This window comes from Breoghania corrubedonensis, assembly GCF_003053845.1.
In the GTDB taxonomy this organism is placed as follows: Bacteria; Pseudomonadota; Alphaproteobacteria; order Rhizobiales; family Stappiaceae; genus Breoghania; species Breoghania corrubedonensis.
Genome location: NZ_QAYG01000003.1, coordinates 1 through 13671 on the forward strand (window position 1 = coordinate 1; position 13671 = coordinate 13671).

The 13671-nt window shown below is 65.3% G+C and carries 13 protein-coding genes; 7 read left to right on the forward strand and 6 right to left on the reverse strand.

The window, feature by feature from the left end; all coding sequences use genetic code 11:
- Positions 1-380 (reverse strand): ribulose-phosphate 3-epimerase (locus tag C8N35_RS10550; RefSeq protein WP_146177376.1); only part of this gene is annotated, 380 nt, incomplete at its 3' end.
- Positions 381-454: 74 nt separating this feature from the next.
- Positions 455-1465 (reverse strand): sodium:proton symporter, encoded by a 1011-nt coding sequence (locus tag C8N35_RS10555; RefSeq protein WP_107989669.1) that lies wholly within the window; start codon positions 1463-1465, stop codon positions 455-457.
- 89 nt (positions 1466-1554) lie between these two features.
- On the opposite strand from C8N35_RS10555, the gene C8N35_RS10560 reads away from it, so the two are divergent.
- From C8N35_RS10560 to C8N35_RS10570, 3 genes are all read left to right on the forward strand, one after another.
- The gene (locus C8N35_RS10560; protein WP_107989670.1) at positions 1555-2808 is read left to right on the forward strand and encodes an NAD(P)/FAD-dependent oxidoreductase; all 1254 of its coding nucleotides are present in this window, start codon (positions 1555-1557) and stop codon (positions 2806-2808) included.
- A gap of 101 nt (positions 2809-2909) precedes the next feature.
- Positions 2910-3185, forward strand: coding sequence for a ubiquitin family protein (locus tag C8N35_RS10565; protein ID WP_107989671.1), 276 nt, complete (start codon positions 2910-2912; stop codon positions 3183-3185).
- Positions 3186-3272: 87 nt separating this feature from the next.
- Positions 3273-4604: an acetamidase/formamidase family protein gene (locus C8N35_RS10570; RefSeq protein ID WP_210203484.1), complete on the forward strand. Its 1332-nt coding sequence runs from the start codon at positions 3273-3275 to the stop codon at positions 4602-4604.
- Between the two features lie 433 nt (positions 4605-5037).
- On the opposite strand, the gene arfB is transcribed toward C8N35_RS10570, so the two are convergent.
- Positions 5038-5460, reverse strand: a complete 423-nt coding sequence (arfB, locus tag C8N35_RS10575; RefSeq protein WP_107989672.1) for an alternative ribosome rescue aminoacyl-tRNA hydrolase ArfB — start codon at positions 5458-5460, stop codon at positions 5038-5040.
- Between the two features lie 174 nt (positions 5461-5634).
- On the opposite strand from arfB, the gene C8N35_RS10580 reads away from it, so the two are divergent.
- Complete coding sequence (locus tag C8N35_RS10580) at positions 5635-6441, forward strand: nitroreductase family protein (protein WP_107989673.1); 807 nt, start codon at positions 5635-5637, stop codon at positions 6439-6441.
- Between the two features lie 55 nt (positions 6442-6496).
- On the opposite strand, the gene C8N35_RS10585 is transcribed toward C8N35_RS10580, so the two are convergent.
- The 3 genes from C8N35_RS10585 to C8N35_RS10595 all read right to left on the reverse strand — a co-directional run bounded on the left by C8N35_RS10585 (position 6497) and on the right by C8N35_RS10595 (position 10240).
- A complete protein-coding gene (locus C8N35_RS10585) occupies positions 6497-8020 on the reverse strand; it encodes an inorganic phosphate transporter (protein WP_107989674.1) in 1524 nt (507 codons plus the stop codon).
- A 179-nt stretch (positions 8021-8199) separates the two neighbouring features.
- The gene (locus tag C8N35_RS10590) at positions 8200-8685 is read right to left on the reverse strand and encodes an NUDIX hydrolase (RefSeq protein ID WP_245926755.1); all 486 of its coding nucleotides are present in this window, start codon (positions 8683-8685) and stop codon (positions 8200-8202) included.
- A gap of 250 nt (positions 8686-8935) precedes the next feature.
- Positions 8936-10240, reverse strand: a complete 1305-nt coding sequence (locus C8N35_RS10595; protein WP_107989963.1) for an Nramp family divalent metal transporter — start codon at positions 10238-10240, stop codon at positions 8936-8938.
- A gap of 505 nt (positions 10241-10745) precedes the next feature.
- Here C8N35_RS10595 and mntR point away from each other — a divergent pair.
- The 3 genes from mntR to C8N35_RS10610 all read left to right on the forward strand — a co-directional run bounded on the left by mntR (position 10746) and on the right by C8N35_RS10610 (position 13669).
- Positions 10746-11201, forward strand: a complete 456-nt coding sequence (gene mntR, locus C8N35_RS10600; RefSeq protein ID WP_107989675.1) for a manganese-binding transcriptional regulator MntR — start codon at positions 10746-10748, stop codon at positions 11199-11201.
- Between the two features lie 166 nt (positions 11202-11367).
- Complete coding sequence (apbC, locus tag C8N35_RS10605) at positions 11368-12558, forward strand: iron-sulfur cluster carrier protein ApbC (protein WP_107989676.1); 1191 nt, start codon at positions 11368-11370, stop codon at positions 12556-12558.
- A gap of 475 nt (positions 12559-13033) precedes the next feature.
- On the forward strand, positions 13034-13669 hold the full coding sequence (locus C8N35_RS10610; protein WP_107989677.1) for a TorD/DmsD family molecular chaperone: 636 nt from the start codon (positions 13034-13036) through the stop codon (positions 13667-13669).
- Positions 13670-13671 lie beyond the last annotated feature (2 nt).

Here is a 13671-nt window from a genome sequence, read left to right on the forward strand (position 1 = left end):
TATTCCAGGCATCCCTCCGGCGTGCCGGGATTGAGTGAGACGCCTGCCTTCTTGCCAAGATTGCGGATGGCCTGCAGCGAGCGGTCGAGATGGGCGCCTGCCTCGGCATGCACGGTGATGATGTCTGAGCCGGCCTTGGCGAAGGCCTCCAGATACGCATCGCAGGGCGCAATCATCAGGTGTGTGTCGAAGATCTTGTCGGTGTGCGGGCGCATGGCTGCGATGACGTCGGGCCCGAAGGTGATGTTGGGCACGAAATGGCCGTCCATGACATCGAGGTGGATCCAGTCGGCGCCGGCGCCGTCCACGGCCTTGATCTCGTCGCGAAGGCGCGAGAAGTCGGAGGCGAGCATTGAGGGGGCGATCAGTGTCGAGGTCATGGGCGTGTGCCTTGTCGAACGAGCGGGGACCATTGCCCGCTAGCATGGCAGGGCGCTTCCGGCAATGACAGAAATCAGCGATCCGCCGTTGCCGGGGCGCCATCGGCCGCCGCCATCCGCCGCGCCAGCGGCTTCAGGATCAGCGGCAGCATGTAGATCGGGAACTGGCCGAGTGCGAAGTAGAGCCAGGTGAGATCCGGCACCGCGCCGCCCATGGCGGCCACCATCAGCCCCATGTTGCGGTTGCCCGCGGCCAGCGCGATGGTGAAGGCATCCGCCCGCCCGATCCGGCGAAGGCCGAGGTAGGTCACCGCGATCTGCGCGAAGGCGACAGCGAATGTCAGCGCCGTGATCGCGACGATGAGCATCGGATCGCTCATGAACCGATCCACCACCCCGTCCATCGCCATGACGATGAAGGCGAAGAGCAGGATCACGTTGATCCCGTCGATCTCGCTCCTGGCCGCCGCGATGCGGGTGCGCCCTGCCATCCGCCGAACCGCCCAGGCAACCGCGATGGAACCGACGAGCAGCCCGCCGAGGTTCATCGCCAGCGTCAGCGGTTCCAGCGGCAGCGCGTCGGCGAGCAGGAAGCCGGCGACGAAGGGCGCGGCGAGCGGCGTCAACAGCACGCAGGCGACCATGACGGTCAGGCTCAACGCCCCATCGAGCCCCATCAGGAAGGCGAAGGCCGGGGCCGACATGACGGGCGGGGCGGCGGTCACGATGAAGAGCGCCAGCATCATCTGCGGCGCTAGGGTTTCCAGGTGAAAGGCGTGCGCGACGAGGCCCGCGCCGAGCGGAATGGCCGCCATCATCCAGACGACGGCCACCACGATGATCATCGGCCGGGTCAGCCGCCGCGCCACGCCCGCCGGCTCCACCCGGAGGAAGGCCAGCACCAGCAGCGCGAAGATCGCATATGGAATCCAGGGCCTGAGCGTTGCGGAAAAGGCCGGCAGCATCAGCCCCGCCACCGCGCTTGCCGCTGCCGCACGCGCGCCGTGCCGGCCGAGGAAGTTCAGCGCCGCGCGCGGTGCCGCGAGAGCCTTTCGGGCGGTCGGGGCGATGCTGCGAAAATTCATCGGGTATGTTCCGTAACTGGTTGATCTTGCTCTTGGGCGACGTTTGCGCACACTATCGCAAAACCTCCTGAGGCTTGACGGGATTCTCAATGGTGCAGAAAGTCGATGCGCTTGTGCTTGGCGCCGGCATTGTCGGCGTGTCGGCAGCGCTGCACCTCGCGAAGCGTGGCCGAAACGTTGCGCTCATAGATCGCCGACAGCCCGGCGAGGAGACCTCGCACGGCAATGCCGGGGTGATTGAGCGCGACGGCTTCGTGCCCATCACATTCCCCGATTCGCTGACAAAGCTCATCCGCTATGCGCTCAATCGCGCACCCGAAGTGCATTATCACCGCGCCACCATCCGCTCCGCGCTGCCCTGGCTGATGCAGCTGCGCGCCCATTCCGGCCCCATCGCCATCGACCGTTTCGCCCGTGCCGTCGATCAGCTCGAACGCCATGCGGTGGAGGAGCATCGCGCCTTCGCCCGCGCGGCCCATGCCGGCCGCTATTTCCGTTCCACCGGCTGGCTGCGGCTCTACCGTTCGCCGCTGAGCTTCGCGGCAACGGATACGGAAATGCACTATGCCCGTATCTTCGGCGCCCGCTACGAGGTGATGGAACCGGATGCCGTGCGCGAACTGGAACCGCACCTGCGGCCCGTCTTCCACAAGGCGGTGCACTGGCAGGATACCGAATCCGTTTCAAGTCCCGGTGCCGTCACCAAGGCCTATGCGGAGCATTTCGTGGAAGGTGGCGGCCGGTTCCTGATCGGCGATGCCGCGAGCCTCGAGCCGAAAGCCGGCGGCTGGGTGGTGACGACCAGCGAGGGCCGGTTCTGGGCGGAACAGGCCGTCGTGGCGCTGGGGCCGTGGTCGCCGGACGTGCTGAAGCCGCTGGGCTACGACTTCCCGATGCTGGTCAAGCGCGGCTACCACATCCACTACCGCGCGCTCGGCGGCGCCTATCTCTCGCGCCCCGTCGTCGATGTCGACAACGGTTATGTGATCACGCCGATGGAGCGCGGGGTGCGGCTGACCACCGGCATCGAGTTCGCCGACCGCGACGCCCCGCCCACGCCCGTCCAGATCGCCCGCACCCGGCCGATCGCGCGCACGCTGTTTCCCATCGACTTCGAGGTGGACAGCGCGCCGTGGGTGGGCTCCAGACCCTGCTTTGCCGACAGTCTGCCGATCATCGGCCGCGCGCCCAGCCACGAAAACCTCTGGCTCGATTTCGGTCACGGCCATATCGGTTTCACCACTGGTCCCATTTCCGGCCGTCTCATCGCGGAAATGATGACAGGCATGCCGCCCCTCATCGATCCGGCTCCCTATTCCGCGAGCCGCTTTCTGCAGGTGTAAAAGGCCACGGCCGGCCGGAAGCCATTTTCCGGTCCTGCCCCGATATTGTCCGATAATTGTTTGATATATAAATCAGAAGACGTCGGGAATGGAGATTCGCCATGTCTGAGACGAACCTGACCTCGCCTGTCGGAACACGTCGCATCCAGTTGCGCGCCGGCCTTGTGGAGCGTGCCGCAATGCCCTTTCTCGACATTCCCGTTCCCGCACAGGCAAGTGCCGCCGCCCTGCGCGCCGGCATCGCCGAGGCGTACCCGGAGCTGGCGGATGTGCTTGGCGGATGCCTGCTCATTGCCGGCGACCGCGTGCTCGGAGAGGACGAGACGGTCTCCGCCGGCATGCCGCTTGCGCTGGTGCCGCCGATGCGCGGCGGCTGAGAGCGCGCCGGGCGTGTGTGCTGAGTCGAATGAACGCCGCCGCCGGTCCATGGCGGCATTCCGGTTGAACCCACGATGGAGAACAAGATGGCAGCAGTCGAACGCGAAATCCCCGCAGCAGTGCCCGCGCGGCGCAGCGTGATGGTCGACACCTTCACCAACGGCATTCTCGATCCGGACCAGCCGATGCTTGGCCCTGTTCAGGATGGCGGCACCATCATCGCCAACACCGCGCCCGGCTGCTGGGGGCCGATGATCACGCCGCGCCTTCGCGGCGGCCACGAGGTCACCCGTCCGGTGGCGGTGGAGGGCGCCGAACCCGGCGATGCCATCGCGCTGAGGATCCGCGACATCACCGTGACCTCGCTCGCCACCGCGTCGGGCCACGACACTTCGCCGGAGGGTTACTTCCTGGGCGACCCTTACGTCGCCGCCCGTTGCCCCACCTGCGACAAGCTCTGGCCGGAAACCCATGTCGAGGGCATCGGCCAGAAGGCGGTCATCTGCGACACCTGCGGAAACCCGGTGACGCCCTTCCAGTTCGAGCACGGCTACACGGTCGCCTTTGACGACACCCGCGCCGTCGGCCTGACCCTGCCGAAAAAGGCCGCCGACGAGATCGCCCACGCCGCTCCGCACTACGCGGCGCTGCCGGACAATTCGGCCCAGCACCCGATCCTCACCTTCGCGCCCTCCGACATGGCCGGCGTGATGATCCGCATGCGGCCCTTCCTTGGCCAGCTCGGCTCCACGCCGTCCAAGGCCATTCCCGACAGCCACAACGCGGGCGATTTCGGCTCCGCCCTCATCGGCGCGCCGCACCCCTATGCGCTGACGGCGGAAGAGCTGGCCCAGCACCGCACCGACGGCCATATGGACATCGACGCCGTGCGCGCCGGCTCCATCCTCGTCGTGCCGGTCAAGACCGCCGGCGGCGGCATCTATATCGGCGACATGCACGCCGCCCAGGGCGATGGCGAGATCGCCGGCCACACTATGGATGTCGCCGGCTCCGTCACCATGCAGGTGGAAGTGGTGAAGGGGCGCACGCTGGAAGGCCCCGTGCTGTTCCCATTGGTGGAGGATCTGCCGCCGCTCGCAAAACCGTTCTCGGAGGCGGAAAAGGCCAAGGCCCGGGTTCTGGCGAAGCGCTGGGGCGTCGACGAGGTTGAGGAGAGTGCGCCTATCTCCGTGATCGGCACCGGCCCGGACCTCAATGCGGCGACGACCTGCGGTCTCAACCGCGCGGCCCGGCTTCTCGACATGACGGTGGCGGAGGTGATGAACCGCGCCACGATCAACGGCGCCATCGAGATCGGCCGCGAGCCGGGCGTGGTGCAGGTGACGTTCCTCGCTCCGATGTCGAAGCTCGAGGCCGCCGGCCTGGGGGCCTTCGCGAAGGAACAGTACGGCGCCTGAGGGGTGACGAACCTTGCGGTGCCGCCACCCGGCGGCATCGCTCCTGTTTTTTCTCCCCCGATAACGCTGGACCGCGCTTTCCTCGGTTTGGGCCTGTGCCAGTATCTTCGAACGCCTGTCTTTTCGGTAAATCTCTCGAGTGTCATCCCGGACGCGATGCGGCGCGAAGTGCCGCTTCGCAGATCCGGGATCAACCCTCGGTGCGTGCCGCTCGAGGTCCCGGGTCTGCACAGCAGCACTGACGTGCTGCGGTGCGCCCGGGATGACGCTGGAGAGATCGATTCACCAATAGGGAATTTGAACCGGACAGCAATGGCCGCACGTCTGCGCCGGTGCCGAACTCGGGGCAGCCGGCCTTGCACCCTTCACAGGACTGACAATGCCTTCACTTCGGGGCTTTTCCAACGTGCCCTGAGTTGCGGGGAGCCGCCCCTCAATCCGTCCCGATCTTGCCCGACCTCAGCTTCTTCACTGCTCCGCGCTTGGTTTTTGACTCCAGCCGTCGCCGCTTGGCGGCCTTGGTCGGCTTGGTCTTGACCCGGTAGGCCTGCCGTTCGCTGGCCTTCTGCAACAGCTCCACCAGCCGTTCGATCGCATCCCCCCGGTTCTGCTCCTGCGTGCGGAACCGCATGGCCTGGATGACGATCACGCCATCCTTGGTGAGCCGGGAGCCCGCCAGCACTTCCGCCTTGCGTTTCACGTAGTCGGGAAGCGAGGGCGAATGGCGGATGTCGAAGCGCAATTGCACCGCGCTCGAAACCTTGTTGACGTTCTGACCGCCAGGTCCGGCGGAGCGGATGAAGACTTCTTCGATCTCGCTTTCGTCGATGGCGATGGTGTCGGTGATCGCGATCATGGCTCGACCAGTTGGATGTGCGCGCGAAGGTGAATGAAACGGATGGACGGTCCCGACCTCGCCATTGTGCCGCAACGGCAAGGCTGCCATTCTCGCGAGACAAGGGCCGTCTTTGAACAACCGACAAGCCGGAGCATGCCACCGGCGAAATAGCCCATCGGGAGGAAAAACACCATGACGATCGGGAACGCGGAACGCGAGAGCGACGCGGAGCCGCTAGAGGAGGGCGATGTCGACCTGCCCAAGATCGGTTCGCGGGCGCGTTACGATCCGCTGATGGCGGTGATGAAGAACCGCGTCACCGCGCGTGCCTTCGATCCGGCCTTCACGGTGCCGGCCGAGCACTACGACCTGATCCTCGAGGCCGCGCGTCATGCGCCGTCGGGGGCCAATTCGCAGCCGTGGCATTTCATCGTCGTGCGCGATCCCGAGATCAAGCGCCGCATCGCCGATTATTTCGTCGACGAGCAGCGCGCACGGGCGAAAATGAAAATGAAGTTCCCCACGCCCGATTACCGCGGCCTCGCCACCGCGCCCGGCTTTATCGTCGTCGTTTCGGATTTCCGCTGGGTGCAGGCGTTTCCCGTGCTGAAGGACGATGACAGCGACCTCAACCGCATGTACCGGGAGAACGCCGAGCGCATCCTGTTGCAGTCGGTGGCGGCCGCCACCATGTCCGCGCATCTGGCCGCCGCCAGTCTGGGCTACGCGGTGTGGTGGGTCACCGCCATCGGCCAGGAAAACGCCCAGACCGCGATGAGACCGCTTCTCGGCATTCCCGACGAACTGTCCGTTCTCGACATCTTCGCCTTCGGCCCGCCGGCCCGCCCGCCCTACAAGCGCTGGAAGAAGCCGCTTGAGGAAATCTCCAACGTCGACCGTTTCGACCCCGCCCATTTCATGAGCGACGACGAGATGGAGGACTGGATCCGCAACAAGCGCCACAAGGTGATGTTCAAGGACGCGGGCAAGGTGGATTGAGGGGAAGACGTGACGGGCGAGCAAAGGGAGCGCGGCCCGAAAATCCGTCCATCCCTCACCGGATCAGCAGCGTCACCCCGTAAATCCCGGCCGACAGCAATGCTGCGACGGGCACCGTTACCACCCAGGCGGCGACGATCGTGGTGAAATGGGCGCGGCGCACCAGCTTGCGGCGTTGCAGTTCCTCGTGCGGGGCCAGGCTGTCGTCCCAGCGGTCGGCCGCCCCCTTGCGCTGCTTGCGCATGTATTCGCGCCGGCGCCTGGAATGGGCGGTGTAGTACTCGCGGAAGAAACCCACGCCGAACACCGCTCCCACCGCGATATGAGTGGAGGAAACCGGCAGGCCCAGCGCGGAAGCAAGGATCACGGTGAATGCGGCCGACAGCGCCACGCAGAAGGCGCGCATCGGGTTCATCTTGGTGATCTGCTGGCCGACCATGCGAATGAGGCGCGGCCCGTAGAGAAATAGGCCGAGCGAGATGCCGACCGCGCCGATCAGCATGATCCAGATCGGAATGTTCACCTTCGAGCTGAACTCGCCGAACTCCACCGTATGAACGATCGCGGCGAGCGGTCCGACCGCGTTGGCGACGTCGTTGGCGCCGTGGGCGAAGGAAAGCAGAGCGGCGGAACAGATCAGCGGCAGATGGAAGAGCTTGCGCAGCGACTGGTTGCGGTTCTCCATGCCTTCCGACTGGTAGTAGACCCAGGGCCGGGTGGCGATGAAGGTGAGCGCGAAGACCGACACGCCGAGGATGGCGATTTCCAGCGCATCCGGGTGCCAGACTTTCTTGAGCCCCTTCACGGCGAGATAGCAGGCGAAGGCCGCTGCCATCACCGCCATCAGAAGCGGCACCCAGCGCCGGGCGGCCGCGATCTTGTCGTCCTGGTAGACGATGTTGATCTTGATGACCGCAAGAAAGCCGGCCGCAACAACCCCGCCGAGCAGCGGCGAGATCACCCAGCTTGCCGTGATCGTGCCGACGGTCGCCCAGTTCACGGCGGAAAATCCTGCCGCCGCGATGCCCGCGCCCATCACCCCGCCCACGACCGAATGCGTGGTGGAAACGGGGGCGCCGATCCATGTCGCCACGTGCACCCACATGGCGGAGGAAAGCAGCGCGGCCATCATCGCCCAGATGAAGGTGTCGCTGTCGGGAACGAGCGCGGGATCGACGATGCCCTTCGATATCGTCGCCACCACGTCGCCGCCGGCTACCAGCGCGCCGGCGGTCTCGAAGGTCGCGGCGATGACCAGCGCCCCCACCAGCGTGAGCGCCCGGGCGCCCACCGCCGGCCCGACATTGTTCGCCACATCGTTCGCGCCGATGGTGAGCGCCATGTATCCGCCGAGCACCGCGGCCACCACGATGATCAGCGTGGTGGACGAAAGGCCCATCGTCAACCCGGCATAAAGACCGGCAAGGACGAGGAACACCAGCGCCAGACCGGGCGCGGCAAGGCGGGCGGCAACAGACCGTCCGGCCTGCTCCAGCGTCATGAATTTGTTGAGGTCCTTGTCGAGCGACGTCTTCTTTGTCGCCGCGCGCCTCTGCGGGGCCGTGTCGTTCACGGTCATCCTCATCCGCCTGTTTTCACGCGCCGGCGCATAGCGTGCCGGCATTCCTGCGCCTGTGTAAGGTCGGCCGTCCCGTCGGCGGGGCAGCGTCGGTTGCCACGGTCATAGGCGGATGAAGGTTTTATGACAACGTGTCGATGTTACGGACGTTCGCAATCGACAAGGGCATCGCGTCGCGCTCAGGCGGGGTTGGTGGTCTCGATGCCCAGCAGAAGCGCGGCAAGCTGCGGTTCCTCGACAAGTTGAGCCGCTTCTTCCGGGCTCATCCAGCGCCGCTCGCGTTCCTTTTTTTCCGGCCAGGTCTTGAGTTCGTCCTTCACTTTCATGGGAAAGACGCCGACTCGGCACAGCACATTGTGCCGGTCGTCGAGCCGCTTGATGTAATCGTAATGGCCGATCTCGTCGCGCTCGATCTTGCCGCGCACGCCTGCCTCCTCATAGGCCTCCAGAAGAGCGAGCTTGTGCGGCGCGGTGCTCTTCTTCGGCCAGCCCTTGGGGATGATCCAGCGCCGCGTGTCGCGGCTGGTGACGAGCAGAACCTCCAGCTTGCCCCTGGTCGTGCGGAAGGGCAGGGCCGCAAATTGCCGCTTGCGCTTCATCTCCGGCGCGGTTTCCAGCGTCGCCGGGCGGATGACGGCGGACACGACCTTGAGAAATGAGTTCATGGGCAGTCTGTGTTGTCTTTCGTGGCTGGGAGAACATCCGGCATGCGAACGCAAGGCGCGGGAGCGGACAAAAGGCTTCGAATGAGCGAATTCGTCGACGTGATCCGGCACGTGAAACACACGCGACCGGGGATGCGAAATCCCGCCGGAAAACTCGAATCATCAAAAGCTAGACTGCAATTATGACAGAAGTGCAGGCTTCTGTATTCGCACGTAGATGTGGCGCAAAACCGGGTCTCGGGGGCTCCGGTCAGGCGAGCCCGGGGATGGGAATGCCGAAGGTCTGCACCAGCAGCACGCCGTTGAGCGACAGCACCAGCATGGTGCCGAAGATGGCGATGGCCTGCGTCAGGCGCGAGTTGCGGAACTCGCCCATCACGTCGCGCCGCCCGGTGGCGATCACCAGCGCGATCATCGGGATCGGCAGCACCAGCGACAGGATGACCTGGCTGATGACGAGGGCCTGTGTCGCGTCGACGCCGATGGCGATGACGATGAAGGCCGGCACCATGGTCACGAGCCGGCGCAGCCAGATCGGAATGCGGAAGCCGATGAAGCCCTGCATGATCATCTGCCCCGCCATCGTGCCGACGACGGAGCTGGAGACGCCGGAGGCGATCAGCGAGACGAGGAACACCGCGGCCGCCGCAACCCCAAGAAGCGGCGTCAGCGTGTGATAGGCGGTCTCGATCTCCGCAACGTCGGAATGGCCGAGATGAAAGGCGGCGGCCGCCATGATCACCATCGCCATGTTGACGAGCCCGGCGATCGCCAGCGCGACGATCACCTCGCGGTTGGAATAGTTGACGAGCTTGCGCTTCTGCTCGGTGTCGACAGGACCCGCACGGTGCTGGGTCAGGCCGGAATGCAGGTAGAGCGCATGCGGCATCACGGTGGCGCCGACGATGCCGACGGCGATGGTCAGCGCGAAGGCGTCGGGGATCTGGAACCCGGTCATGCCGGCGGCCGCGCCGCCCCAGTCCACCGGTGCGATGAACAGCTCAACCACGTAGCAGGCGCCGATCAGCGTCACCAGGGCGCCGATGATCAGTTCCATGGCGCGAAAGCCGGATCGTTCGAACAGCAGGATCGCGTAGGTCACCACCGCCGTTACCGCCATGCCCCAGATGAGCGGCATGCCGAGAAGAAGGGCAAGCCCGATGGCGCCACCCAGGAATTCGGCGAGGTCGGTCGCCATGGCCGCGATCTCGCTCGCCACCCACATGAACCAGACGACGGGACGGGGAAACTCGTCGCGGCAGAATTCGGCGAGATTGCTACCCGTGGCGATGCCGAGCTTGGCGGAAAGCGCCTGGAACAACATGGCGACAAGGTTGGCCGCCAGCACGACCCAAAGCAGCGAATAGCCGTAACGGGCGCCGGCCTGGATGTTGGTGGCGAAGTTGCCAGGGTCCATATAGGCGATGGAGGCGATGACGGCGGGGCCGGTGAACAACAGGATCGAGCCACGGGTACGCCCCGCGAGAACGTCGCGAATGGCGGCGGTGGTTCGTGTCGAAAGATCCATACGCTCAACCCGTGAAAAATCGTTCATGCCCATCCTCTGCACGTCGCCGGTTCTCACCGCCCGATACGTTCGCACTGGTTGCCCCTTACGGCATGAGGCATCCAGGAGACGTCGACTTCGGTGCCAGTTTAAGATGGTTCAAATATAGCAATTGCTATGTTACATTGCAAAGCCAATTATCAACCGGTTTCTGAAAACCTGAAGCTGGAGGGTGGGGAGTGCCGGTCGCGGCGGGGAGGCTCGCCAGGGGGTGGTGTAAACCTTGCCGCGGCCGGCCGGTCCGGCTGTGAGGGGCGGGCGATGGATATGCGATACCGGGGATGGTGGCAGCCATTCGTTTCTGGCGCGCGTGGGCGCGCCGCGTTAAAGCTGTCGGCGAATCTGGAACGGTCCACGGTGTGCGTGGCAGCCGCGCCGCCATCGCGGTGCATTCGCGAGCTTGCACGAACGGGACGGATTGCGACCGGGAAGAGAGCGTGCCCGCCGGGGCGCGGGTCGCAGGGAGGGCATTGCGAAGGAAAGGACGGTCGGCATGAGGGCTGACAAGGGGAAGACGTCCCTTGAAAAGACGCTCATTGACGAGGAGGCGCATCGCGCCGGCTTTTGCAAGGTGCGTGCGGCGCGCCGCACCGAACTCGCCGAAGACTATATCGAGCTGATCGACGATCTTCTCACCCATCGGGGCGAGGCGCGCCAGGTCGATATCGCGGCGCGTCTCGGCGTGACCCAGCCCACGGTTGCCAAGATGCTCCGCCGTCTGGCCGAGGAGGGGCTCCTGGAATCACGGCGCTATCGCGGCGTGTTTCTCACTGAGGCCGGCCGGACCATGGCCCGCGAGAGCCGTCGCCGGCATGCGGTCGTCGAGCGTTTCCTCATCGCGCTCGGAGTCAGTTCCGACACAGCCCGCCAGGATGCCGAAGGTATCGAGCATCACGTCTCCGGTGAAACGCTGGCCGCCATGCGCCGTTTCGCCGACGAGCGGGGCTGACGCGCCTGCGCGTCGGCAATGTTTTCAACAGTGACAATTGGCGTAGGGCGATGCCGCAACGGGAGTTGGCCGGCGGCGATTGACCCGGCGCGCCGGGCGGCTAGGTTACAGAACCGGAAAAGTCGCCTTCACTACAGGCGAACCGAGTAAAATGGGGTATCCACCTATGGCCGAAGTGACCAAGGAAGCCGTTCTTGACCGGCTGTCCAAGGTAAAGGGACCGGATCTTGAGGGGGACATTGTCTCTCTCGGGCTGGTCTCGGACATTTTCATCTCCGAAGGACGTGTCATTTTTTCGATCACCGTGCCGGCTGAGCGGGCCGAGGAGCTCGAGCCTCTGCGCCAGGCCGCGGAAAAGGTCGTCTCCGAGATTCCGGGCGCCGGCAAGGTCATGGTCGCGTTGACCGCCGAGAAAAAGCCGGGGGCTCCGCAAGCCGCCGCCGCGCCCGTCCGTCCCGCACCGTCTGCGGCACAGGCCGGCGACGTGCCGCCGCCCATGGCGGGAAAAGCCGCGGCGCGGGGCGAGCCGCAGAGCAATTCGCAAAAGCCGGGCATTCCCGGCATCAAGGCGATCATCGCGGTCGCGTCCGGCAAGGGCGGCGTCGGCAAGTCCACCACCGCCGTCAACCTGGCGCTGGGGCTTCAAGCGAACGGCCTGAAGGTCGGCGTGCTCGATGCCGACATCTACGGCCCGTCCATGCCGCGCCTTCTCCACATCTCCGGCCGGCCGGAACCCGTGGAGGGCCGCGTCCTCAAGCCGATGGAGGGCTATGGTCTGAAGGTCATGTCCATGGGCTTCCTGGTGGAGGAGGACACGGCGATGATCTGGCGCGGGCCGATGGTCATGTCCGCGCTCACCCAGATGCTGCGAGAGGTCGCCTGGGGCGAACTCGACGTGCTCGTGGTCGACATGCCCCCCGGCACCGGCGACGCGCAGCTCACCATGGCGCAGCAGGTGCCGCTGGCCGGCGCCGTCATCGTCTCAACGCCGCAGGATCTGGCGCTGATCGATGCTCGCAAGGGGCTCAACATGTTCCGCCGCGTCGATGTGCCGGTTCTCGGTATCGTGGAGAACATGAGCTACTTCCTGTGCCCCCACTGCGGTGAGCGCTCCGATATCTTCGGTCACGGCGGCGCCAGGGCGGAGGCCGAAAAGCTCGGCATTCCCTTCCTGGGTGAGATCCCGCTCCACATGGACATCCGCGCCAAATCGGACGCCGGCACGCCCGTCGTCATCTCCGATCCCGACGGTGTCCATGCCCGGCTCTACAAGGACGTGGCTTCCGGCGTCTGGGCCGAGGTCGAGCGCAACCGCGAGGGTGGTGAACGTGCCGCTCCGGCGATCGTCTTCGATTAGGTCGCGTGCGTCCGGATCCAAGAGATCCGATCGGCACGACCATGCGCGACACGATGTGGACGGGCGGGCTTCGGCCCGCCCTGCCTTTTCACGACAAGCCATGCCCCCGCGCGCGGACGAACAGGACCGGGCCTGGAGTTTCGCCCGGATCCGGGCCCTGCTTCGCCACACGGATGCGGTTCTTGAAGCCGTGGCGACGGAAAATCCCGCCCCGTTTTCAACTATAGAGAAACGATAGCCGCGATTTTCCCTGCGCCTCGGGCGGTGTGCGGTGTGGTCGTCGCGCTCCTGCGCGCTGTTCCCGCCTGCGTACCGTGTCGTTTTGTTTTCTTTTTTTCGAAAAACCGGCGCAAATGGCAGGAAACGCAGTCACAATCATCGCTGGTATTTTCCTATAAGTCTTTGCAATGCAATATATTTTCGACTTGCCTCAAGGGAATGCCCGCGCCTAGAATTGACGCGGGAGAGATTGAACATGACAGCAACCACCGCGCGAGCGGATGTGGATGGAGCGTCAGGCGCGCTCGCCTTTGCAAGCGAGGAAGATGCGCTGCGTGCGCGTTTCTATGGGCTGATCGCGAATTTGCTGGCCGCGCCGCCGGATGCGGCGATGCTGGCGGAACTCGCGCATCTCGAAGGCGACGAGAGCGATCTCGGCCGCCCGCTTGGCACGCTTGCCGCCGCCGCCCGCGAAACGGTGCCCCAGGCCGTCGCCGGCGAATTCCACGATCTCTTCATCGGAGTGGGGCGCGGCGAACTGCTGCCCTACGCCTCCTATTACCTGACCGGCTTTCTCAACGAGAAACCGCTCGCCAGGTTGAGAGGCGCGATGCGGGCGCTTGGCATCGAGCGCGGTCCCTCGGTGAAGGAACCCGAGGATCATATCGCCGCCATCTTCGACATGATGGCCGGTCTGATCTCTGGCCGGTTCGGCCAACCCGCCGAGCTGGCGACCCAGAAGGCCTTTTTCACCGCCCACCTTGCGGATTGGGGCCCGTATTTTTTCCGCGACCTCGAAAAGGCGTCCGCCGCGCGCTTCTACGCGCCGCTCGGGGCGCTCGGGGGCACGTTCATCGCCATCGAGCAGGCCGCTTTCGGCATGGTCGAATAGAC